Annotated in this window: 17 protein-coding genes and 1 pseudogene; 4 read left to right on the forward strand and 14 right to left on the reverse strand. The window is 57.8% G+C overall.

Annotated elements, in window-relative coordinates:
* Positions 1 to 583 (reverse strand): annotated as a pseudogene (locus ACF8AM_RS02540) (flagellar biosynthetic protein FliP); the annotation flags it as partial.
* Positions 584 to 965: 382 nt separating this feature from the next.
* Here ACF8AM_RS02540 and ACF8AM_RS02545 point away from each other — a divergent pair.
* On the forward strand, positions 966 to 2381 hold the full coding sequence (locus tag ACF8AM_RS02545) for an EF-hand domain-containing protein (protein WP_392554128.1): 1416 nt from the start codon (positions 966 to 968) through the stop codon (positions 2379 to 2381).
* 121 nt (positions 2382 to 2502) lie between these two features.
* Here ACF8AM_RS02545 and ACF8AM_RS02550 read toward each other — a convergent pair whose 3' ends face one another.
* Positions 2503 to 3165 (reverse strand): PilZ domain-containing protein, encoded by a 663-nt coding sequence (locus ACF8AM_RS02550; protein ID WP_392554129.1) that lies wholly within the window; start codon positions 3163 to 3165, stop codon positions 2503 to 2505.
* Positions 3166 to 3496: 331 nt separating this feature from the next.
* Here ACF8AM_RS02550 and ACF8AM_RS02555 point away from each other — a divergent pair, with 331 nt between their 5' ends.
* Together ACF8AM_RS02555 and ACF8AM_RS02560 are read left to right on the forward strand one after the other, a co-directional pair.
* On the forward strand, positions 3497 to 5389 hold the full coding sequence (locus ACF8AM_RS02555; RefSeq protein ID WP_392554130.1) for a hypothetical protein: 1893 nt from the start codon (positions 3497 to 3499) through the stop codon (positions 5387 to 5389).
* 118 nt (positions 5390 to 5507) lie between these two features.
* On the forward strand, positions 5508 to 6725 hold the full coding sequence (locus tag ACF8AM_RS02560) for a polysaccharide biosynthesis/export family protein (RefSeq protein ID WP_392554144.1): 1218 nt from the start codon (positions 5508 to 5510) through the stop codon (positions 6723 to 6725).
* Positions 6726 to 6890: 165 nt separating this feature from the next.
* Here the strand turns inward: ACF8AM_RS02560 and ACF8AM_RS02565 are convergent, their stop codons facing one another.
* Complete coding sequence (locus ACF8AM_RS02565; protein ID WP_392554131.1) at positions 6891 to 8687, reverse strand: hypothetical protein; 1797 nt, start codon at positions 8685 to 8687, stop codon at positions 6891 to 6893.
* Entirely contained in the window at positions 8684 to 9532 is an 849-nt protein-coding gene (locus tag ACF8AM_RS02570) for an ABC transporter ATP-binding protein (protein WP_392554132.1), read from the reverse strand. Before ACF8AM_RS02570 ends, ACF8AM_RS02565 begins: the two co-directional genes overlap by 4 nt.
* A gap of 193 nt (positions 9533 to 9725) precedes the next feature.
* Here ACF8AM_RS02570 and ACF8AM_RS02575 point away from each other — a divergent pair, with 193 nt between their 5' ends.
* Positions 9726 to 11015, forward strand: a complete 1290-nt coding sequence (locus ACF8AM_RS02575; RefSeq protein ID WP_392554133.1) for an MFS transporter — start codon at positions 9726 to 9728, stop codon at positions 11013 to 11015.
* A gap of 239 nt (positions 11016 to 11254) precedes the next feature.
* On the opposite strand, the gene ACF8AM_RS02580 is transcribed toward ACF8AM_RS02575, so the two are convergent.
* From ACF8AM_RS02580 to ACF8AM_RS02625, 10 genes are all read right to left on the reverse strand, one after another.
* Complete coding sequence (locus tag ACF8AM_RS02580; protein ID WP_392554134.1) at positions 11255 to 12232, reverse strand: ROK family protein; 978 nt, start codon at positions 12230 to 12232, stop codon at positions 11255 to 11257.
* A gap of 107 nt (positions 12233 to 12339) precedes the next feature.
* Complete coding sequence (locus ACF8AM_RS02585) at positions 12340 to 15447, reverse strand: valine--tRNA ligase (RefSeq protein ID WP_392554135.1); 3108 nt, start codon at positions 15445 to 15447, stop codon at positions 12340 to 12342.
* Between the two features lie 99 nt (positions 15448 to 15546).
* Positions 15547 to 17139: a citramalate synthase gene (cimA, locus tag ACF8AM_RS02590; protein ID WP_392554136.1), complete on the reverse strand. Its 1593-nt coding sequence runs from the start codon at positions 17137 to 17139 to the stop codon at positions 15547 to 15549.
* Between the two features lie 88 nt (positions 17140 to 17227).
* Entirely contained in the window at positions 17228 to 17785 is a 558-nt protein-coding gene (locus ACF8AM_RS02595; RefSeq protein WP_392554137.1) for a hypothetical protein, read from the reverse strand.
* 177 nt (positions 17786 to 17962) lie between these two features.
* The gene (locus ACF8AM_RS02600) at positions 17963 to 18811 is read right to left on the reverse strand and encodes a putative ABC exporter domain-containing protein (RefSeq protein WP_392554138.1); all 849 of its coding nucleotides are present in this window, start codon (positions 18809 to 18811) and stop codon (positions 17963 to 17965) included.
* 6 nt (positions 18812 to 18817) lie between these two features.
* Positions 18818 to 19633, reverse strand: coding sequence for a putative ABC exporter domain-containing protein (locus ACF8AM_RS02605; RefSeq protein WP_392554139.1), 816 nt, complete (start codon positions 19631 to 19633; stop codon positions 18818 to 18820).
* On the reverse strand, positions 19630 to 20361 hold the full coding sequence (locus tag ACF8AM_RS02610) for an ABC transporter ATP-binding protein (RefSeq protein ID WP_392554140.1): 732 nt from the start codon (positions 20359 to 20361) through the stop codon (positions 19630 to 19632). The genes ACF8AM_RS02605 and ACF8AM_RS02610 overlap by 4 nt, the downstream gene beginning before the upstream one ends.
* Complete coding sequence (locus ACF8AM_RS02615) at positions 20358 to 21806, reverse strand: phytoene desaturase family protein (RefSeq protein WP_392554141.1); 1449 nt, start codon at positions 21804 to 21806, stop codon at positions 20358 to 20360. Before ACF8AM_RS02615 ends, ACF8AM_RS02610 begins: the two co-directional genes overlap by 4 nt.
* An 83-nt stretch (positions 21807 to 21889) precedes the next feature.
* Positions 21890 to 22570 (reverse strand): hypothetical protein, encoded by a 681-nt coding sequence (locus ACF8AM_RS02620; protein WP_392554142.1) that lies wholly within the window; start codon positions 22568 to 22570, stop codon positions 21890 to 21892.
* Between the two features lie 445 nt (positions 22571 to 23015).
* The gene (locus ACF8AM_RS02625) at positions 23016 to 23492 is read right to left on the reverse strand and encodes a hypothetical protein (RefSeq protein WP_392554143.1); all 477 of its coding nucleotides are present in this window, start codon (positions 23490 to 23492) and stop codon (positions 23016 to 23018) included.
* Positions 23493 to 23608 lie beyond the last annotated feature (116 nt).

Genomic DNA, 23608 nt, shown 5'->3' on the forward strand with positions numbered 1-23608 from the left:
ACGCTTCTTCCAATGACATTTCGACATCGGGATCGGTGTACGGTTTGATCGCGTCGTCATAAACCCGTGTCCACACCGGAGTCATCACAAACAGCGTCATGAACAATGCAACGCTGGTCATCACTTGGCTGGGCGGCAAAGACTGCAGTCCGATCGCTTGTCGCAACAAACCGAGCACGATGATGATGCGGACATAGCACGTCGTCATCAACAAAATCGCTGGTGCCAACGACAGCACCGTGAGCAGCAGCATGACCTGCAGGCTGCCCGCCAATCCCTCGGGACTGGTCCACTCATCGGGACCGCCGGCGATGAAATCGAGCGGTGCTCGATCGGTGGGTTCCGGTTCCTCCATGTTTTCCGGGCCGCCGATGGCGTCCACCGGTGTTCGTTCGAGGACTTCCGGATTGGCAACAGTCGCTTTGCTGGGCAAAGGGTCGTTGGGGCGAACAATCCGCGGTTCGGTTTGCTGTGCTGCAACCTCCGCTCCCATCGCAAGCAGGCATGCCGCAGCGCAAACGCTGGCTAGCAAGCACCGAACGACGATGGCACTCACCATCAACCGCCGATCGCGTTCGTTCACTCGAGGACGATTCAGTCGGGCAAACACAGCCAAAGCCACGGGAAATTGGAGAGCACCCAGGTTCGCCGAGCCACACGCTCGACCGTTCCGAGTCGCGACTTTAGAAGAATTTGCCATTTCGCCGAAAGTCAGATTCTGAGGCAGGCAGTCTCCGCCCGAGATCCGCGGACTTTGGCGTCGCGATTCCACATGCTTCCTCTAGAAAACACGCCCCACCGCCCCATATCCTGACCGCAAGGGGCCTCCAAATCCCGAATCGGAACTTTTCGTCCGCCAAAGGGTTGAAACCATGTAGGCTGGAGACCGATGCGGTCCGATCGATCGAAAATCGCCTCCCTGCGGCTAACGCTCTCTCATCTCGTCTCGTCACTCAGACATTGCCATGCTCACGAGCCCATTCACAATCCGATTGCTGCTCATTCCCGCCCTCGCTGTGCTGATGGCCTTGCCAACCATGGCCCAGCCCCCTGGAAGGGGAGGTCCTGGCGGTGAATTCGGCGGCGGCCGCGGCGGATTTGGCGGTGGGGGCGACCGAGGGGGTCGTGGCGGCGGAGGCGAACGCGGCGGTGGCGAACGTGGCGGAGGCGAACGCGGAGGCGGAGGCGATCGTGGTGGTCGCGGAGGCGGCGGCCGAGGTGGCCCCGGCGGCGGTTTTGATCCGAGCAGCATGCTGTCTCGTCTGGACCGCAACGGAAACGGCACCTTGGACCCTGACGAACAACAAGGTCCCGCTGGATTCCTGATCCAACGGCTCTCGGCGTCGGATTCCAGCATCAAAGCTGGTTCGCCTATTCCGCTGTCCAAATTCAGCAGCGCGTTTGAAAAGATGCGGAAAGAACGCGAGGGCGGTGGCGATTCAGGCGGAAACGACAACCGTCGTGGCACCAACCGTGACACGGACGAGATGGAATTGGAAATGTTGGTCCCCGGATTCGGTTTGGAAATCGAACCCGTGTTGGTTCCTGGTTTCGGTCCCGCCGCTGAGATTCTGGTGACTCCCACAACGGAAGATGACCGTAAAACCGCTCGCGAAACCTTGTCTCGCTACGATCGCAACAAAGATGGCCAACTTGGAAAGGACGAAATTTCGAGCCGCTTCTGGGGCAATCCCATGGACTTCGACCGCAACGGAGACGGCAAACTTTCAGAAATGGAACTGGCAACCCGACAAGCCGTTCGCCGGGGCAACGAAGAAGCTTCTCGCAACGATCGCCGCGACGACCGGCGACGCAACGACGATGACGATCGAGACCCAGTCGAGGTCGATTTTGGTGGCCGCAAATCGTACCGCGTGCAACCATCCGGTTCTGCCGAGGGAATGCCAAGCTTCTTCGCGCAGCGCGACCTCAATCGCGACGGTCAAGTGTCGATGAACGAGTACACCAGCGAGTGGAACAACGATCGCATCAAGGAATATTATCGCTGGGACCAAAACCAAGACGGAGTGATCACGGAATCCGAAGTTCGCCAAGGCGTGGACGCCGGTGCGGTCGCAACAGACGCTCCCCTGGGGCGTTCGATGTCGGGATCGTCATCCACCGCTCGCTCCAGCGGTACCAAACCCAGCAGCAGTGGTTCCGGCCGCGCCCCCGCGACGGATGGCCCGCCACCGTCTGAAAAACAACTGAAATACGCCGCGACCATCATCGGACGCTATGACAAAAACAGCGACGGAGCCCTGACGGCGAGCGAATGGAAAACCATGTTGCTCAGCCCCGCTGGTGCGGACGCCAACGGCGACGGTCGTGTCACCGTTCAGGAATACGCCCAGCAAATGGCCAACCGCTCGAAACGCTGACATCAACTTCGCATCAGCGATCGAACCACACAGGTCACTCGCATGCGTTGCATCGGGTGACCTGTTTCGCACAGTTCTTCCTACCTACGCTAGGGTTGCCGGATGGCCCCTGCTGACCTGCTTAAACCAAGACTTGGTTCAACTCGTCGTTGATCGCACGAGCCGAGCGAAGGTTTTGGAACACGCACCCGCACTCGCACCGATCGTCTTCCGTGCGACGGAGCCAGATCACGGTCACTGTCCCGCTCACGCCTGATGGCGTGCTGATCAGCAATCGTTCCGACGGGTCGACTTGACCGAGCAATGTGATTCGCATCCCCGAGGCGGAGCAATCTTCCAGCACGACGTCATGAACGTCCGGCTTGCCATGTGCACGGCGGACTCGAACGGGCATCCCGACCTGCATCCGTTCTTCTTCCCGGCGAGTGATCAACCCGCCTCCCACCATTTGGTCGATCAGTTCGGGCTCAATGGGTCGTCGAAAGCGGAATCCAAACGTGTTGGATCCAACCGAAGTTTGCTGATTCCAACAAAGCCGGCCGGCAACTTCCAACTCAATTCCCAACGTCGGTGCATGAATGCAGAGTACGGCGATGGTGACATTGGAATCTTCTCCCAATTTCGCTCGCACCGCGCAGCCACCTTGGCTGAGATCCGCCAATTCGCATTCGTATTCCTTCACCATCTCGTCGCGAAGGATCACGACAACAGAGTGCAATTGGTCTCGATTCTTCGCATGAAAACGATCACTAGCTCGTTTTTGGGCATTTGCGTCACGCGTCATGAGTCTTTGGGAGAGGTTTGAGAATCGTGGGGGCAGTACCATCTGTGAAACCCTACGTCATGAAACCTCCGGGGGGGGAAAAATCCGCACTCCTCGTGAACCTGTAACGATTTTGCCGCTTGTCCCACCGCTGCAACTGGCGTGACTCGATCGGAAGGCAAAATCATCACAACCGGACCGAGAGACAATCCGATGACACAGGTGTCGAACATCATCCCGCTGTTGATCGAGTCCTATGTTGCGTCCCAGTCGCCCTCGTTTTGTCCCTGCGAACCGCCGTGCTGACGTTGCGCAGCGCCGACGTTCCAGGACGTTGACGATGATTGGATTGGTGCAGCTGACACTTTGGGCGTCGCCCGTGTTCGCTCAGACCACCCGAACCAACCAATTCGTATCTGGAACGCCCGCTTTTTCCAGCGAAAGCATCGCAGCGGCGCCCGAGGTCGCGACCGCTCGATTGATGCTGCCTCAATCGGATTCGCGAATGGTCAAGCAACCGGTCTCCGAGACACCACTCGATTCCTGGACGCCTCCCCAAAAGTCTGCACCATCCGAAGTCGCTGGTTTCTCAGCCAACGCTCCAGTCGGTCCCGACCAGAACAACTTCGAGCCGTTCCGCCCCAACGGAATGAACGCGCCGCAGGCATTTAGCCAGCCTCAAAGCGAAACCAGTTTGCAACCAGCACTGACACAGCCCAACCTGGCCCCCAGCGAGGTTCGAATCGCAATGCGACCGGGCCCCCAATCCGCGACCACCGACGCTATCTCGTCGGCGTCGTCCACGGATTCTTCTGCTCGAAGTCCCCGGCCACAACGATTGCCCGCCACATCGGCAACGGAAAACACCGCCGCGAATAATTCGGGATCGACGAGCCATGCGGTTCCGCCCGCAGTCGCGCCGCAACACTCCACGGATACGATCGATCGAGACGTTGCCAACCAACGTTTCCTCAAAGCAATGGCAAAACGCCGAGCTGCGGAACGAGCCCGTGCGCCCGTTTCGCCACCTGCCGCCACATCCGGCATGTACTTGGCAACCCAAACGGCGAAATCCAAACTCGACGAAGCTTGGACGCACTTCCAACAAGCAGAACTGGAATACAGCTCCGCAGCTTACGCGTCAGCAGAAACGTCGGCCTGGAAGACACTGCAATTGGCCGCCGAAGCCATTGACTTGCACGACCAGCACACCCGTTCGCGTTCCGCCATTGAATCGACGCAAAGAATCGCGACGGCAACGTCTTGTTCTGCGGTTCAGCAATTGCAATCGGGGAGAGACGCACTGAACGAAGCTCAGGACTTTGTGGGCCCTTATGCGACTAGCGATCCAGACTCGATTGCTCGCTTGGCACGATCACACCGCACACCAGTCGTTCGCGAAGGCCTTCCTCTTCGCGGCCGAACCACCGCGCCGCAGGCCAAGCTTCCGACCACACCCAAGGATGACCTGGGATGGTACACCGAAATGTTGGTCGAAAGCTCCGACGGAGCAGCGGCCACCATCCCGACGGCAACCGAAGCCATTGATCGGTACCTCGATTTGGCTCGCATGGAACTCAGCGAAGTCGCCGGCAAAAGCCTGCTCGCCGCACAAGCAATGGACCTGCTCGCGGCCATTCGTCTTGGCCGAGGCGAGGCGTCCCAGTTGCCCGGCCCATCCGCCATCTGCTTGCGAAGAGCGGCGGTGCAGGGGCAGAGCAACAACCCAGACTTGGTCGCCAAACTCGGTTTCCACCTCGCCGAAGTGGGCTTGGTCGAAGAAGCGAGCTGGGCCCTGCAGCATTCATTGACGCTGCGGTACGACCCGCAAGTGCTGAACAAACTCAATGAACTGCAAGCGATGACGCCATCGGCCAGCACCGTGTTGAAGGGAGCTCCTATCCGGTCGCAAGCCCAAACCAAACGCACGCCCGACGTCGTGACGATGACGCCCGAACAATTCGCGTCCGTCTCTCGAAGTGTGATCCCGGCACAAGGCACACAGATGCACGCTGCCGCGAATTCCGTTCCAGCCCGAAGCGTCTCGACACGGAACATTTCGACCAACTCATCCCCCGACGCTCAACCGGCCAGCTACCGACACTCAAGCACGCCACCGGCAACCGCATCGCTAGGACAAACTCATTCGAGTGCTCGACCGAACTCGAATGAATCAACCAAATCACAAGAAACAGCGACGCGAAACAGTTCCCGTTTCTTGCCTCAACTCAAAAAGTGGTGGTAAGACCATGAAGTTGTTTCTGATTCTGTCGTTGCCCACGTTGTTACGCCCCGCGTTTTCAACAGCGATGCTGTTGCCTCGCCTCCAAACGGGTTGGTTCGTCATTGCGTTGACACTGACCATGGCTTGCTTGCAACTTTCCAGCGTCCACGCACAAGTGCGTTCGGGTGAACTGTTGCCTGCCACCAATGCTCAACGGGTTCCCGTGCCAACGCTGACAACGGTTCCGCATGCTTCCACCTACAGGTCATGCCAATCGTGCGGCACGCACATGGTGCAAACAGCGGAAGGTTACGGATGTCCCAAATGCATGTTGGGTGTCGACTGCGCCACCGCATGCGGCAGCGAGGCTCGTTGGCAAGACATGAAACCGATGGACTTCGACAAATACGGACCAGGTGGCTACACCGGCCCAGCCCGCCTGCGTCATTTGGCGAAATACCATGTTCGTCCCGGCGACCAACTGCAAATGGTGTACTTGGTCACACGTCGGCAGGAAGCGGGACAGTATCGACTGATGCCCGGCGACCAAGTTTCAATCGAATCGATCGCCGACGAAGACTTGGACCGAGGAACGCTCGAAAGCGGACTGCTGATCCAACCCGATGGAACCATCACGGTGCGTTTGCTCGGACAAGTCCAAGCGGCAGGATTGACCGTCACCGGTCTGCGTGAATTGCTTGAACGCGAATACAAAGCGTTCTACGACGACCCCGCGATTGACGTCACTCCCGTTCGCACCAACACCCTGGCAGAAGACATCCGCGCCGCCGTGGGTGGACTCGGCGGGTTCACCGCGCAAGCCATCACGACGACGGTCATGCCCGACGGACACGTACGACTGCCGGGCATCGGGCAAGTCAGCGTGCAAGGGTTCACTCTCGAACAACTCAAACGCGAGATCAATCTGCGTTACGCGGAAGTCGTCGTTGGATTGGAAGTCGAACCCATTCTCACTCAGCAAGCGCCGCACTTTGTGTACGTGCTCGGACAAGTCGGACAACCTGGGCGGCAAGAGATCACGGCGCCGACCACCGTGCTCGGCGCAATCGCGTCCGCGGGCGGACACTTGCCCGACGGCAACCTCCGACAAGTCATCGTGTTCCGCCGCGCCGAAGATTGGCGATTGATCAGCACGATGCTGGACCTCAACGGGGCCATTCGCGGCAAACGCCCCACGCCCGCTGACGAAATCTGGGTTCGAGATGGCGACGTGATTGTCATTCCCGATCGCCCGATCACCGTCTTCGGTGACTTTGTGCGTCAAGTCTTCACGGAAGGCGTCTACGGCATCGTCCCGTTCGGCGGATTCTCCATCAGCCAAGAAATCGGGAATTAGAAGCTCCTAGCTCCTAGCTCCTAGCTCCTAGCTCCTAGCTCCTAGCTCCTAGCTCCTAGCTCCTAGCTCCTAGCTCTCGTGCTCGTGCTCGTGCTCGTGCTCGTGCTCGTGCTCGCAACTCGCAACTCGCAACTCGCAACTCGAAACTCGCAACTCGTCGCTCACCTATTCCGGCGGCGTGTCGATCAGCGGATCGAATCGGCTCCAGCAGCGGACCAGAACCCAACCGGCGAGCGCAGCGACACTCCACACGGCAAACAATGTCCCCGCAAAGGCCGCTGGTCCCACCCAAAATGTCGGCAAAATGCGTTCGCACAACATCACGTAGCTGATCAGTGCGATCGGAGCGACGGCCAGCATCAATCCTTTCCAAAGGAACGTGATCTTGGCTCGGATCACCATCGCAATGCCTTGCGCATGCACGTGATGCGGGAACGCCAGGAACAATGCGTTCTCAACCGCGAAAGTCACGACAGCCAGCGATGGCAGTGCCAAGAACAACCAAACGGTTTGCCATTTCGACGGTGTCGCGATCCACGCCCCAAGGGCCAGCGTGCTCCACTGGAACAGCACCGTGATCGCGACAGGAACACTCAGCATCCCCACACACATCGCGACGTTCCCGAGAGGCAACGAGCGGACCAAGAACATCCGTTTCAAATCACGACGAAAATCGATCTGCAACGCCGGCGGTGCGAGCAACAACGAGCTCAAAGCAATTCCACCGATCACAAACACCCATTGCTTGGTCGTTTGGTCGGTGAGCAAAGGCGAAAGAGACAACGCCATCGGAATCGCGAAACTGACGATCACGTTGGGCAAATATCGACGAACGCATTGCAATTGCCGAACGATCAATCCCGACATCCCACGAGAGCGTTCCGGGAACCATCTGGCCAACGCGTCTCCGAACTGCTGAATCCACGTCTTTCGCAGCGCCCGCGACGCGACGCTCAATGTCGCCGTCATCGGACGACTGGCATTGTTTTCCAACAATCGCAATCGCTGCCGTTCGGTTGCAATCCGTCGATCGGACGACCAAGCGTCCACGCGGACCAGAGTCTCTGCCAACGCCAGGATGACTGCGACCGCGATCAATGCCATCAACGTCAACGAGACCGACGGTGCAAGCGATCCGAACACCAACCACGGTTGAGCAGACGCCACCGAGGCGGCCGGCAACAACGCGAAGGCCATGATCTGGATCCACGCTGATCCGGCGTAGTTTCCAACTTCAGACATCGCCGACAACACATACATCACGGGGTCACTGCCCGGCGGTGTGGACTGCCAGACTTGAACACCAAGCTGGAACGCCATCGCCATTCCGACGAACAAGCTGATCGTACAACCCAGGCGTCTTTCGCCGGGTCGCAACGCATCGATTCCGTGAGTGATCACGCGTCGAATCATTTCCAACGCAATCAATGCCAAACAGATTCCGATCAACAACAACGGCAGAAACTCCGCGTCTCGCCAAAGCACCACACCGAGCAAAGCCGTTTTGGCGGCCGCTGACGGCACCGCAGACATCGCTTCTCGCAACACCATCGTGCGTCGGGCCACCGGGCCTCCGCCCAACCACAATCGGTCGGCGTCCGTCCACGTTTCCGCGTCGGGTTCCAGCGTCGGTTTCGCCCACAAGTGTTTGACGGTGTGATACATCGCGTACAACACCATCCCACCGGACAACCACAATCGAAGTTGTTCAGGGTCGTTGGCTTCGCGGCGAGACAACAGCGTGAGTCCGGCAAACAAATACGCCGACACAAATGCAATCGAAAGCAACGACGCGACGGCTTGGCGAGGCGAGAACATTCGCTTCCAAAATCGCTTCACACGAAAGCGAAACTGCGCTCGCGATAGATACCGCAGTCCATCCAGCGAATCGTCCGGCAACAACCATTCACTCAAACGGTTCGGCTGGGTGGCGCGACCGGCAGTGTGTCCCGACGCACTCATGGCACGTTGATCACAGACGTGGATGTATTCGCGGGGATTGGATCGAGCGGAGCACCTACCGACGTGGAATCAGCCATGGGCGGCGACGTCATGATCACAGTGTCGCCCGCGGTGCTCTTCGCCTCGTTCTCGGTGGGCTTCATCACAGCGAAGAACGCTTCTTCCAATGAATTCGTTTGTGGGAACTCGTTTCTGAGGCCCAAAGTTGTCCCGTGGTATCGAACCAACCCGTTCTGCAGCAACCAAACTTGGTCGCACACATCGCCGATCATCGCCAACAAATGGCTGCTGATGATCACGGTACGGCCTTTGCGGACAAATTCTCGCACGGATTCCAACAGCACACGGATGCCGGGCGGATCCAGTCCCGTCAAAGGCTCGTCCAACAACAGGACTTGAGGTCGGATCAGGTAGGCGCACGCGACCGCCAATTTCTGCCGCATGCCTCGCGACAAGGACGTCACCATCGAGTCGTATTTGCTGAGCAATTCGAAACGCTCCAGCAGTTCGATGGCCGTGCGTCGATGGTCTTCGATCTGATACAACCGGGCGATGAAATCCAGGTGCTCGCCCACCGTCAGGTCGTCAAACAGTGGCGGATCGTCCGGCACGTACGCAATTGTTCTTTTGTGGCGGACCGGATCCGAATCAGGCGAAAAACCATTGATTCGAATCTCCCCGGCAGTGGCGGGCAACAGCCCCGCCATGCAACGCAAGGTCGTCGTTTTGCCCGCACCATTGGGACCGACCAATCCGCATACGACTCCCGCCGGGATCGAGACCGTCACGTCCTTGACGGCGATCGTATCGTCATAAAGCTTTTGTAAGTGAGTCAGCTCGATCATCGGCCGGTGCCATGTCAGGGAAGAACGCCTCTGAAGGACGCTACCCCATGCAGAGTGTCACCGCGGTGAACCTCTGTCTCGGAACGCGTCTCGTTTCCTATCCTCGGACCGACTGTACGTTTTGGCGCGATTACGAACGCTCATTGCCTCCTCGAGATGTGCCGCGCTGCTCGTCCACTCCCCCTTCGATTGAATGTCATTGAATTCCCCCCGACCGATCTCCTCGCCGTACGCCTCCGTCGTTGTCGACGCGGGGCAACGATCTCCGACGGCGGGACGTTCCGCCTGGGAACCGTTGCGGCAACCGATGTTCCGCCTGTTTTGGATCGCCTCGCTGGCGTCCAACTTGGGGACATGGATCCACGAGGTCGGTGCTGGTTGGCTGATGACGACCTTGGACGCCACCCCAGAAATGGTCGCCGCTGTTCGAACCTCCATGGCGTTGCCGATCGTCTTCTTGGCCATCCCGGCCGGCGTCTTGGCAGACCGAATTGACAAACGCAACCTGCTGATCGGAACCCAGTCAATTTTGCTATGCATCACCGCGATGCTGGCCGTCACCACTGCCACGGGCGTCATCACGGCGTGGGGACTGCTGGTGATGACATTTGTGATCGGATTGGGCATGGTCGTCCACGTTCCCACTTGGCAATCCGCAATCCCTGAATTGGTCCCTCGCTGGCAAATCAGCCGAGCGGTGGGATTGGGCAGCATCAGCTTCAATCTGGCTCGGGCGGTTGGCCCAGCCATTGGAGGCGTCTTGATCGCGGTGCTCGGCATCTGGAGCACATTTGCAATCAATGCGGTTTCATTTGCCGGCGTGTTGATGGTGTTGATCCGCTGGAAACGCAACACGACCGAAACCAGTCGCGGTCGATCGTTCTTTTCTTCGATGCGGCAGGGCGTCCGCTATGTCATTTGGAAACGCACGATGCGCCACGTAATGCTAGGTGTTGTCCTGTTTGTGTTACCCGGCAGTGCCCTGTGGTCGCTGATGCCGTTGTATGCCAAAACCGCGCTCGGCTGGGGAGCCCAAGGGTTCGGGATCCTGGTGGCGATGATCGGCATCGGCGCCGTGACGGGGGCTTCCTTGTTGCCGCGAATCCGATCGCGCCTCGGATCTGACCGGACCATTGCCGCCGCAATGACCCTCTACGCCGCGGGTATGCTGACGTTGAGCACCGAACCCATGTGGCCAATCTTATTGTTGGCGACGTTGGTGATGGGATGCGGTTGGATGGCAACCCTGACGACCCTGAACGCCACCGCTCAAATCACATTGCCGAGACGCTTGCGAGCCCGCGGGATGGGGTGTTACTTGACCATGATGGCCGGATCGATGTCGCTCGGATCTTTCGTTTGGGGGCAAACCGCGGGTGCCATCGGCATGTCCGGCGCCATGCTCGCCTCCGGAATCGCCATGCTCCTGACCGCCGGCATCAGCTTGCTGCTTCCCCTCGCCGCATCACTCGATGACGCCTAACGGCTTTCATCCTTGTGGCGTCCGTTCGCCAGCGGCGTTCATTCGCTGCGTAGGCCATGTCTCACATGGCGATGGGTGATACGCCGACAGAACCAAACTTCGAGAAAAAGCGTCGCTTGGTGTGCACGCCTCGCTTCTTGCGAAGCATCGGCGCGATCGCCAGGTTCAACCTGGACTACATCGTGACTCCATCCACGCCGCTCGTGGATCGATCGATCGCACAATCGATTTTACGCGAATCACTCGGGTGGTTGCGGGTAAGTCTTCTTGGCCCAAGCTGCTGCGCCCAACACACCGGCGTCATCCCCCAGTTTCGCGGGTTTGACCTCGAAGCGATCTTTGTAAACCGGCATCACGTTTTCACGCGCCGTTTTTCGGACCGTGCCGACGATCAGGTCTTCCATCGCTTCGACCAACCCACCGCCCAAGATGATCGTGTCAGGGCAGAGCAGGTTGACGACATTGGCCACGCCGTAACCCACCGTGACACTGGCCGATTCCACCAAGTTCTTGATCGCCTTGTCGCCGTGCTTGATGGAATCCGCCAAAGCGCCGCTGCGGATGTCAGCCAAATCCGTTCCAGCGTCCTTCAGCAGCGCGGGTGCCTCGCCTCGGTAGGCAGCTTTCGCCGCCTCAGAAGCGATTGTCAATCGGCTGGCTTCCGCTTCCAAGGTCCCCGACATGCTGCTGCCACTCAAACGCGCCCCGCTGCTGATTCGAGTGTGCCCGATCTCCATGCAAGAGATTCCGGCACCATGAAGAATCTGCCCTTCGTAGACGCAACCGCCACCGATGCCTGTGCCAGGGAACACGCCCACCGCACAACGGCTGCCCTTGGCAGCGCCGAACAGAAACTCGCCGTACACGCCCGCGTCCACGTCATTGAGCACGGTCGCAGGGCAGTCAAATTCCTTTTCCAAGAATGCCTGAATATCGACGTCATCCCAACCCAAATTGGGCGTCATTAGGATCCGTCCCTTCTTCAGATCGATTGGGCCCGGACATCCAATTCCAATTCCCGCGATCCGGTCAACGTCCAGATCGTTTTCATCAAGCAGACGTTGGATCGTCGAACCAATGCGAGCGATGCCACTGTCAGATCCTTCGCGTCCTCGCGTTTTACGGCGACGGCGTCCAAGTTCTTTGAATTCGTGGTCGTAAGCAACGGCCAGCATTTTGGTGCCGCCGAGATCAAAGCCGATCCAGATGTCTTTCAAGGGAAATTCCGTGGTTGATTGAGGTAGGCGACAGGGAAGAATACAAACTCGGTGTCGTCACGCCACGATTCGATCGTGTCCCGACATTCGAGCCGATTGCCCCTGCGTTACTTTTTCGATTTCAATTTTTCAATGTCGCTGGCAACCGCTTCCAGTTGCGTTTGCAAACCAGCCAACGATTCTCGTTCCTTTTGAACAATATCGGCTGGAGCTCGGCTGACAAAGCTTTCATTGGAAAGTTTGTTCTGTTTCCCGCTGATTTGCCCGGTGAGTTGGCCCTGAAGTTTTTCCAGACGTGCCAATTCGGCTTCCACGTCAATGAATTTTTCCAGGTCCACGTGAACATCCACGTCCACGTCCGGCAGCGCCAAGTGAGCGTCGGTCTCAAACGCCGCCGTGCCAGGGCCAATCGATTGCACGTCCGCACCCGCCAACGCACCAAAGTATGCCGTCATCGGTTGCAGCAACTCCTTCGATGATTCACTGCAACGAATCGCGGCCGGAACGGTCTCTCTCGGAGCAATGTTTTGGCTCGCGCGGATCTGACGAATCGCAGCCACAATCTGTTGGAACTCACTGAACTGACGTTCGATCTGCGAATCATGATGTGACACGTCAGCCACCGGGTAACTTGCCGTCATCACAAACGGGCCGACTTCCACCGGTTCCGGCACACCGCGTTTAGGAGCGATCTTGCCAAGATGGCTCCAAACCGATTCGGTCACAAACGGCATGATCGGATGCAACAACCGCAGCAACTGATCCAACCCATGGGCGATCACATTCTGTGCGATCTGACGCTGGGAATCATCGGACAACCGAGGCTTCGCGATCTCAACATAGAAACTACAGAACTCGTCCCACGCGAAGTCATACAACACGCGAGCGGCTTCCCCGAACTGGTAACGTTCGATCGCATCGCCAACGGTTTGTGTCACCGTCGACAATCGCGACAGCAACCACCGGTCTTCGATGGGAAGCGACGCCACATCGAGCGAGGTTGGTTCGAAACCGTCCAGGTTCATCATCACGAAACGCGACGCGTTCCAAAGTTTGTTGACAAAGTTACGAGCCGTCTCAAAACGCTCGCTCACCACCGCGGCTTTCGGAAGCGCTTTGTCGGCCTCGGTCTCTGCCCACTGGGTCGAGAAAGGTTTGCCGCACGCGGGGCAATCCATCGACGGAAGCGATCGGTTTTTCTTCGTTTGATCAATCAGCTTTTCGCACGAGGGACATTCGTACTGAACCGGCATCCGCACGTCTTGCGTTTCCGTGGCCAAACGAGCCAACCCGAATCGCAACGCATCAGGACCAAACTTGTCGATCACATCGATCGGGTCTACGCCGTTGCCTTTGGATTTGCTCATCGTCTCCCCCAGACCATCCAGAATTTTGGGGTGAATGAACACTTCGCTGAACGGAACCTCGCCCACGTTGTTCAATCCCATCAACACCATTCGCGCCACCCACAGCGTCAGGATGTCTCGCGATGTGATCAGCGTCGACGTGGGATAGAACTTCGCTAGCTCCGGCGTTTGGGCTGGCCACCCCAGTGTGCTGTGTGGCCAAAGAGCGGAACTGAACCAGGTGTCCAGCACGTCCGGGTCTTGTTGCAATCCCAACGCTTCCACGTCAGCTTCCACCGTTTCGTCTTCACTGCAGATGCAAACGAATACCGCCTTGGTCGGTTCGCCAGAAGCATCGACTCCGTCTGGATCAATCCGCTGGGCGATTTGATCCGGATGCCGTTCGGCCAGCTTCTCCAGGTCACTGGACAACTCGTTGGCCTCGGTTTGCGACAATCCGCCTTTGGACCAAATTGGAATCCGGTGTCCCCACCACAATTGGCGACTGACCGGCCAATCGCGTTTCTCACTCAGCCAGTCCAAATAACCCTTGCGATAGCGAGCCGGGAAGATCTGCACGCGTTCATCGCTGACCGCGTCCATGGCTGATTGAGCCAACTCATCCATCGCCACGAACCACTGATCAGCCAAGTACGGCTCAATGGGGGTCTTGCTGCGATCGCTGTGAGGCAATTCGATGTCGCGATCCTCGATGTCGCCCATCAGCCCCAGTTCCTCCAGCGCAGCCACCACGGCCTTGCGAGCCTTGGGAATGGTCAGCCCAGCGAACTGGCCGCCTTCGCCGTTGAGCGTGCCATCCGAGTTCAGGATGTTGATCATCGGCAGGTCTTGTCGAATCCCCACCTCGTAATCGTTCGGATCGTGCGCGGGTGTGATCTTCACGCAGCCGCTTCCCATCTCTGGCTTGGCCCACTCATCCGCCACCAAGTCGATTTCGCGATCAACCAGCGGCAACATCAACTTGCGACCATCCGCGGCCATGTCACGAAGCTGAATCAGCTCCGGCAACCGCTCTTCGCGACGTTGCTGCAATCCTTCGAGCTGCTTGTTCAGTTCTTCCGCTTCTTTTTCATTGGCCCCACTCAACTTCTCTCGCAGATCCGCTTCGATCGCATCCAGGGCTGCAGCGGGATCTGGGTGAACCGCCACCGCGGTGTCGCCCAACATCGTTTCCGGACGCGTCGTCGCGATCGTCACGAACTCAGGCTCACCCGGCTTCGGATCGATCACCGGATATCGGAAGTGATAGAAGTGACCTTTCTTGGTCTCGTTGAACACCTCGTCGTCGCTGACCGCGGTCTGCAAGAACGTGTCCCAGTTCACCAAACGTTTGCCGCGATAAATCCGACGCTTGCCGAACAAGTCAAAGAACGTTGCTCGCACGGCGGCGGCACAAACCGGATCGAGCGTGAATCGCAATCGTTCCCAATCACAACTGGTGCCCATCCGCTTGAGCTGTCCAATGATGCGTTGTTCGTACTGGTCCTTCCATTGCCAAATACGGTCGACCAACGCCTCGCGGCCCAGATCGTGTCGCGTCTTGTTTTCCTGTTCCTTCAGGCGTCTTTCCACCACCGCTTGCGTCGCAATCCCGGCGTGGTCGGTTCCGGGCATCCACAGCGTCTCAAACCCTTGCATGCGTTTTCGACGAACCACGATGTCTTGCAGCGTGTTGTTCAGCCCGTGCCCCAAGTGCAACGCACCGGTCACGTTGGGCGGCGGGATCACCACCGAAAACGGCGGCTTGCTGGATTCTGGGTCAGCGTGAGAACACTTGGCATCGGCCCACGCCTGAGCGATCTTGTCGGCTTCTTCAGCGTGTTCGAATCGAGTTGGAATTTCGGACATGAAAACAAAACGTCAACAGTGGTGGTTTGGATGGGCGGCGAACATCCTGGTTGCGCCGCGAAAATCATGACTCAGTGTTAGCTGGGCTGGTTCGGGTCGTCAGGCTTCACTGCGATGCAACTTGTACTCAACGCTATCAACCAAGGCTTGCCAACTGGCTTCGATGATGTTGTCACTGACACCAATCGTTCCCCAAGTTTCTTTGCCATCGGTGCTCTCGATGTTGACTCGAATCGATGCCGCCGTTCCGCTGCCAGAATCGACCACGCGGACTTTGTAGTCGATCAACGAGACTTCACTGAGCACCGGATAGGCTCCCGCCAAAGCCTTCCGCAATCCCGCGTCCAGCGCGTTGACCGGACCGTGACCCTCCGCAGCATCAAACCACAACGTGTCACCGACCTGCAATTTAATGATCGCTTCGGCAAAGGCGACCTGCGATTTCACGTCGCGGTCCCCCGCCACGATCCGGTACTTGATGGTCTCGAAGTGCGGGCGAAATTTGCCCGACACGCGGCGGATCAACAAATCAAACGAAGCTGTCGCGGATTCAAATTGGTAGCCCTGATTCTCGAGTCGCACGACCTCGGCCAGAATCTTGTTTTGCAATTCCTTGTCGTCGCCAACATCATATTTGCCGGCGATCGCTTCGATGTTGCTGCGACCAGACAACTCACTGACGAGAATCCGACGTTCATTCCCGACCAAGGCGGGGTCGATGTGCTCGTACGTGCTGGCCGCTTTGTTGATGGCATGAACGTGCATGCCGCCTTTGTGAGCAAACGCACTCTGACCGACAAACGGCTGATTGTTTCGCCACTGCAAATTCGCGGTCTCGTAAACGAATCGTGACAGTTCCGTCAGTTGATGCAGCGGTCTGCCGCCGAGGACAGTTGTGTTTTCTTTCTTGAGTGCCAAGTTCGCAATCACAGCGATCAAGTCAACGTTGCCACAACGCTCTCCGATGCCATTGATCGTGCCTTGCACCTGAGTCGCTCCCGCATCGACTGCCGCCAAGGAGTTTGCCACCGCGAGTTCACAATCGTTGTGACAGTGGATCCCGATTTCAACGTCATACGACGCCATCGCTTCTTTCGCGATCCGGGTCACCTCCGCCACACGTTCAGGCAGCGTGCCACCGTTGGTGTCGCACAGCGCCAACCACTTGGCACCGGACGCCGCGGCAGCCTGCAATGTCTTGATCGCGTACTCCGGATTCGCGTTGTACCCGTCAAAGAAATGCTCGGCGTCGTAGATCAGTTCACTGTGTCCGGCCAGGAACTCAGCGGACTCACCGATCATCGCCAGGTTTTCATCCAGCGAGGCACGCAACACTTCCGTGACATGAAAATCCCACGTCTTGCCGACCAGCGTGCAACAAGGTGTCTTCGCAGCAACCAAGGCTTTCATGCCGGGATCGTCTTCCGCTTTCATCGATCGCCGACGCGTCATCCCAAACGCACAGACCTTGGATTTACCCAAGTCGTGTTTGCGAATTTGTTCAAAGAACGCAACGTCTTTTTCGTTGCTCAGCGGGTAACCGCCCTCAATGAATTCAATGCCAATCTCAGCCAACCGAATCGCAATGTTCAGTTTGTCTTGCAGTGAAAAACTCACGCCTTCACCCTGCGAGCCGTCTCGCAAAGTGGTGTCGTAGATCAAGACCGGTTGGGCCGACGAAGTGGCACTCATGTAGCTGATTCAGGTGGGGGATGAAATCAAAGAACAGGGGAACGAGATATCGATAACTTGCTTTGCAAAGGTCGCTGGCAGATCCTGGCTAACGCGTCTCCGTCGAACTATCAATCGTTCGAGGCGATTGGTACGGGTTCGCAGAAGCACCCGCCGACGATGAAACGGGCTCCGCGTCCGATGCAGCCGAAACCGATGTGTCCGGAACGGCCGTCGTTTCGACCACATCCAACGCACCTGGCTCGGGTTCGGGTTCGGGTTGATCCAGATTCACGCTCTGGCTCATTCGTTCTCGCCGTTTGCGAACCCAAATCATCGCCATCAACGCAAAAACCAAACACACCACCGTCATCGCGACGACCAATCGAAACGACAGCGGGTTGATGACTTCGCCTGCCGCCCGTTCGACCATCAAAACAACGAATCGAATCGCGCCACAACCAAATCCGATCATCCCCAGCGTCAGCGCGACCACGGTTGCCCCCAAGCGTCGATGTGGGTTCAATCCCACCACGCCCAAGAACAACAACGGGATGCCAAACATCATCGGGACGAACTGCGTGTAGCTCTTCTCGGTTGTCACGCTCAGCGCCGCCACCGTCAGTCCACACAGGACCAGTCCGAAGAAAATTCCGATTCTGGCCATGGTTGTTTCAGGTGCCCGCCGCGATTGGACCTACGTGTTCCGCTGAGGAAACCAGAGGACGGTTTCCAGAGCCTTGTTGTATCGTTTTGAAGCCATTTTCTGTAGGGCCAGTGTTCTCACCGACCAGCCGGGCCAGAAACATTTCCTCCCGGAGCCCAAAACGACCGGTTTTTCCGGTCAATCAGCCTGGAAAAGCTCCCGATCCCGAAAAAAGACCGCCGTCGCCCACCAGATCACCGGCTGGCATGCAATCAAAGCCGCCCCAACCGCGATCGCAATGACCTGGCGATCCATCTCCGTCAGCACCGCCGCTGTCCCCGCTGCTGCTGCCGCGGCCACAAACGACGGCCCCATCGCCATTGCCAGCACAAACATATACAGCATCGCTCGCCCGCCCTGCAGCACGTCCGGCGTACCGCTGGGCATCGCCCGCAAAACTGTCGCGGCGGTGACCAAATTGATCGCGGAACCGTACGCCAGATCCAACCCCAACCCGGCGAAAAAAACCGCCACGCATTCTCCCCAACCGCGCGTCGTGATGAACGCGGCCACAATTGCGAACGCGAATCGAATCGTGAACAACATCACCAGTTGCCCCGCCAGCATTCCCACCACAATCGCAATTGGACGACACGGCAACATTCGAAACCACGACAACGTCCTGGGCGTCATCGCCATGCCAATCGGCTGACTCAATGTCAACAGAAACCCCAAGTACGTCGAAGCCACCATCGCAATCGGCATCGACCATTCCCGAAAATTCGGATGGATCGTCCCTGGCCGAAACCAAGGCAGAACCTTCAGCACCAATCCAGTGACTAAGCCCAGACAAACCAGACCGAACAACAACTTCCCGTTGCGACGAACGGCGAATGTGACTTGATGCCAAGCCACCGGCCCCACGCCACCCCACCATGGAAATTCCGTTAGCTTCCAACTCGATCGATGCTCGGTCGTTTGCACGCGTCCAAATTGCCCCGAACGCATACGCTTGATTCGCACCTGTGTTCGCGAAACCCCTTCCACGGCCAACTATGCAAAACCAACATTGACCCAATAGCACGCCCCAAACCCAACCACCAATGTCGCCATACTCACGCCGGCCCACCCCAAAAACCCAACACCAATCGGTGCACTGAGCAACTTGCCAAACGACACAAACGGAAGCGTCAACATGGTCCCCAACCTCGACGATTGACACCCCTGCAACCAAGCCTGCCACGAAAACCCATCGTCGCTCATCCCCAGCGGCAGCGACGTCACCAACAACAATGCCACCGCCCCCAACAACACTGAGGCATACAACGTTCGCACCGTTGAGCTCACCATTGGTTTGCTGATCGCGTGCAACGTCGTGAGCGCTGTGACCGTCATCCCGCCCGTGTAAATCGCCAACACCGCCGACGGATAGCTGCCCGCACCGGGAAGAGCAAACACCGCCATCAAGCAACTGCTGACCACCCAGGTCATCGCCAACGTCATCAACCGGTACGACAGAATCTGATGATCGGTGAACGGTCCCGCCAACACGAACTGCAACTCCGGCGGTCGCAACTCCGTGATCTGCTGGCCAATGTCAAAGTAAATCGCCATCGCGACAATCACCAACATCATCAACGGGGTGGTCGACGTGACCGTCGAATACATTTTGATGTCGTCCAGCGACCCGGTCTGATTGGCGATGATCATCGGCATCAACCCCATGCCGACCGTTCCCAAAACCATCAATCCAACAAAGAGACCCGAAGGGGTTTTCAGATGCCGAGCCAGTTGACGCAAAGCGGACTTCAACAACACCCCGGTCAGCCGAGTCAATGCGGGATCGACGATCGAACGCTTGCCGCTCATCCGGCCGCTTCCTCGCCGGAAGTCAAACGGAAGAAAACCTCTTCGAGAGAATGCGAATCCCCGCCAAACTCTTGGCGTGCCTGCTCCAGCGGACCATGAAACAACACTTCACCGCGTCGCATCAGAACCAAGTGATCGCAGATATCATCAACCAACGACAACAAGTGCGAACTGACCAACACCGTCGCACCCCGATCAGCTTGCTCGCGCACCGTTTCTTTGAATCGGCGAATGCTGGGTGGATCCAGCCCCGTCATGGGTTCGTCCAACAGCAGCACATCCGGCCGACGCAAATAGGCACACACAATCGCCACTTTTTGCCGCATCCCGCGAGACAAACCGGACGCCACGGTGTCGCGTTTTTCGGTCAATTCAAATCGCTGGCAAAGCTGTTCGGCGAGCGGTTCCCAATCCGTGAGCCGGTAAGCCGACGCCACAAATCGCAAGTGATCATCCACCGTCAACGAATCAAACAACGGTGGATCGTCCGGCACGTAAGCCGTCCGCCGCTTGACCACCAAGGGATCTTCACGGAGCGACGCCCCAGCCACGTTCAACTCGCCCGCGGTCGGTGAAAGAATGCCGCACAACGTTCGAATCGTGGTTGTCTTGCCAGCCCCATTGGGCCCGACCAAGGCCGCGACCCGGCCAGCGGGAACGTCAAATGAAATCGAATTCACCGCCGTGAAGTCGTCGTAACACTTCGTGAACTGGCTGACTTGGATCATACCGGTGTCGACTCGGCGACCAGATTTTGATCGACCTCGTTGCTGACGATGACGCCGTAATTGATCGCTCCCAACCAACCACTCATGATGATCCCGACACTGCCCGCGTGATACATGCCTTTGATCTGCTGCGGCAACGCCCGACTGACACCCAACCCTTCGAACTTGGTCCCAAAGCTTGCGCCCATTTCATGTTGCGTGTAATGATTGAACGTCTTGGGCGTCGCCGCCTCGGCGTGATCGATTTTGTTCCGTACGCCGGGGATGTATTTTTCGAGTGCCTCGATGGTGGTTTCCACCAAATCCGCCTTGCTGGCTTCGTATTCCTCTTCGCTCAAATTGGCCCAGTCCGACCAATTGGCGTTGGTGCTGCTAACGATCGCGAATCGCTCTTTCTTTTTTTGCGGCCGTGTTCGCGGATAATAGAAACTGAACGTTCGCGACGTGATGTCTCGGCTGAGCAATAGATCGGTACGAAACTCCTTCGCCGTGCTGGTGAAGAACAAATCCCCACTGGACTCATCGATCTCCTCGCCCGGCTTGAGCGCCATGTAGACCTGCGTGCTGCTGTTGTTCAACCGCACCGCTTGAGTTTCTTCCACGAAACTCTTGTCGAGTTTTTCGGGGCCTAACATCTTCAGAACAGTCGTACGCAAATTCGCGTTGCTGACCACCGCCCGACACTTGATCGAACGGCCGTTCACTTTGACTCCCGAGACACGTGTGCCCTTGATCGGTGATTCAGCGACCTCAATTTCGTCCACGGGACAATTGATACGAATGTCAACGCCGTTGGATTCCAACTCCTTCTTCATCCGAGCAACCAGGTCATCGGTGCCGCCCTCGTAGATGAAGACGCCCTTGCTCATGAAGTTGCTGAACACGATGCCGTATGTGATCGCGGGATCTTCCAACGTCGAACCGTTGGCGTACGTGATCGGCTCCATCAACAACCGGACCACGTCGTCGCGACCGGGAAAGAATCGGTCGAACAACTGACGCGTCGTCGTCGCTTGATCGTCGTAAAAATTCATTCCTCGCGCGGTGTCGAAGAACTCGTTGACGGTTCCGTGCTCAATGCCGAACTTCGTGGTCAGCAATTTGGTGAAGTCTTCTCGGTTGAACGTGGTCGTCAACGAGAACTGTGGGTTGTCGAATCGAATGTTCTTCAGTTGCACGATTCGGTCGGCAATGTCGCGACTCCAATATCGCCGGCACGATTTGATCATGCCATGCGGAAACCCGTGCAGAGAGACGTCGAACGTGTGGCCGCCAGGACGCAGGAACCAAGTCGCCAACCCGCCAAGTTTGTAGTGCTGTTCGAGCAGCAACACCCGGTGCCCGGCGCGACCAAGAATGTTGGCCGAAGTCATCCCAGCCAATCCGCTGCCGATCACGACCACATCGTATTCGTCGGCGGCTCCTTTCAAAAAATCCTTTGCCATGGCTGGGGTCTTTGGTCTCGCGAAAAGCTTAGTGAATTGATTTGTAAATGAAATTGACAACGGAGCAGCCCGTGACCGCTCGCTCAACGTGCGACAGGCTGCAATTCGGCATAGACGCCGATCTGGTCGGTGTTGACGGGTTTGTCACCGGACAACAACAGCGATTCCGTGCCAACCAACCACCGGTCGTCCAGTCTCCGCAAGGATTGGCCAATCGGCAACGTGACCATTCCCCCCGCCACCCCCGTGGAAATCACGTCGTGGGAAGCACGAAAAATCGTCGTGTGAGCCTCCGGCAACGTCGTGCCCATCCGCCGAACCCCGCCGGAATCTCGCACCAGTGTAGAGATTTTCCACCGTTCGTCGCGGGGATCTTCCGCGATCCGGATTGTGATCACCGATTCACCGGGCCGAACCGCGATCATCGAGTACCAATCGGGCTGGGTTTTGCCCTTCGGCAACCAAGTGCTGTAGGCCAACCGATAGTCCCAATCGGAACCTTCCGGCACACGCACCCGAAAAACGTAGGTCAGCGGTTGCTCAGAAGGAGCCCGAATGGCGGCGACGGAATCGTCCTCGGTGGGAGACAAATACCCCGATTCGGATCGCAGTGCCGCCAAAGCCGATTCCGCCTTCCGCAACCGCAGAAGCGACACCACATTGCCTAGAACCAATGCGACAACCGTGAGGAAGAGCATCAACTGCCCAAGCGAAAATCGCCCGCGTCGCGGAACAGACGGACGCGGCTCAAGAGACTCGTTCATGGACGATTGCGATTGGCGTCAAACAGGGCGGTGAACACGACCGGGCAACGGGATGGCATCCAACAGAGTAGCGTGTCGGGAACACCCTACCGACAATACCGAGACCGCCCTGCCCCTGGATCTGTTGTCCCGACCCCCAGTCCTGGTTTGCGACGAACGACCACACGAATCTGCTCCTACCAAAGGATTGACAAAACAAACATTGCGAAAGATGATCATCAGCGTGAGGAGTGGGCCTTCGCGAAGCTTCGTGGACGCTCTTGTTTAAGCAACGCACCGGTGCGATCAGACTGGCCCCGACCCTTTGGGTTCGGTCGGTCGCTGCTGGAATGCTAGCCGTGCTCCTCATTGGCATGGTAGGAATCCCACTGCCAACTGTTTCGTCAAAGTCGAGCGACGAACGTTTCCCGTGCGAATCCTGCCCGTGCGGTTGTTCCTCGGCGGATTACTGCTGGGACGATTGCTGCTGCTTCACCGACGCCGAAAAATTGGCCTGGGCAGACCGCAACGGAGTGACTCCGCCGGAATTTTTGATCGCCCGAGTCAGGCAACAAACCTCGACCAAAACACTCGCAATCGCATCGAACAACTCCAACACGGCGTCGTGCTGTGCGAGTCGCGAACCTGTGAGCGATTCACAAGCGACGCCTTCTTGTTGCTCCACCACCAAAACCGCTTCCTGTTGCTCGACGAAGAAAACCACGTCCTGCTGCTCCAGCAGCAACCCAACCTGCGGTTCGGCGTGCACAACGGATGTTGATTCGCAACCGGTTCGCGTGGTCACGGTGATCGCAGCGATGAAGTGCCGCGGCATCGACGCAACCTGGGTTCTCTTCCGCGACAACTGGGTTCCTGCGGACGCCATCGAACTGGCGGTGGATCCGCCGATGGTCGTGGAACGTTTGCTCACTGCGGATGACACGCTGCTCTCTCGCAGCGAACCGCCCGACGGCCCAGTTCCGCGGCCGCGCTCCGTCGCAAACGATTCGCGACGGTTCGATCTCTTTGCTCGTCGAGTCAACGGCTAGCCAGCATCAC

The sequence above is a fragment of the Rhodopirellula sp. JB055 genome (genome assembly GCF_043100905.1).
Taxonomy (GTDB): Bacteria; Planctomycetota; Planctomycetia; order Pirellulales; family Pirellulaceae; genus Rhodopirellula.

Bases quoted from the DNA above. Each gene is read 5' to 3' on its own strand.
- ACF8AM_RS02595 (WP_392554137.1), bottom strand. From the start codon at position 17,785: ATGGCCAGAATCGGAATTTTCTTCGGACTGGTCCTGTGTGGACTGACG.
- ACF8AM_RS02620 (WP_392554142.1), bottom strand. From the start codon at position 22,570: ATGAACGAGTCTCTTGAGCCGCGTCCGTCTGTTCCGCGACGCGGGCGA.
- ACF8AM_RS02605 (WP_392554139.1), bottom strand. From the start codon at position 19,633: ATGAGCGGCAAGCGTTCGATCGTCGATCCCGCATTGACTCGGCTGACC.
- cimA (WP_392554136.1), bottom strand. From the start codon at position 17,139: ATGAGTGCCACTTCGTCGGCCCAACCGGTCTTGATCTACGACACCACT.
- ACF8AM_RS02545 (WP_392554128.1), top strand. From the start codon at position 966: ATGCTCACGAGCCCATTCACAATCCGATTGCTGCTCATTCCCGCCCTC.
- ACF8AM_RS02575 (WP_392554133.1), top strand. From the start codon at position 9,726: ATGTCATTGAATTCCCCCCGACCGATCTCCTCGCCGTACGCCTCCGTC.
- ACF8AM_RS02560 (WP_392554144.1), top strand. From the start codon at position 5,508: ATGGCTTGCTTGCAACTTTCCAGCGTCCACGCACAAGTGCGTTCGGGT.
- ACF8AM_RS02610 (WP_392554140.1), bottom strand. From the start codon at position 20,361: ATGATCCAAGTCAGCCAGTTCACGAAGTGTTACGACGACTTCACGGCG.
- ACF8AM_RS02565 (WP_392554131.1), bottom strand. From the start codon at position 8,687: ATGAGTGCGTCGGGACACACTGCCGGTCGCGCCACCCAGCCGAACCGT.
- ACF8AM_RS02570 (WP_392554132.1), bottom strand. From the start codon at position 9,532: ATGATCGAGCTGACTCACTTACAAAAGCTTTATGACGATACGATCGCC.
- ACF8AM_RS02585 (WP_392554135.1), bottom strand. From the start codon at position 15,447: ATGTCCGAAATTCCAACTCGATTCGAACACGCTGAAGAAGCCGACAAG.
- ACF8AM_RS02615 (WP_392554141.1), bottom strand. From the start codon at position 21,806: ATGGCAAAGGATTTTTTGAAAGGAGCCGCCGACGAATACGATGTGGTC.
- ACF8AM_RS02550 (WP_392554129.1), bottom strand. From the start codon at position 3,165: ATGACGCGTGACGCAAATGCCCAAAAACGAGCTAGTGATCGTTTTCAT.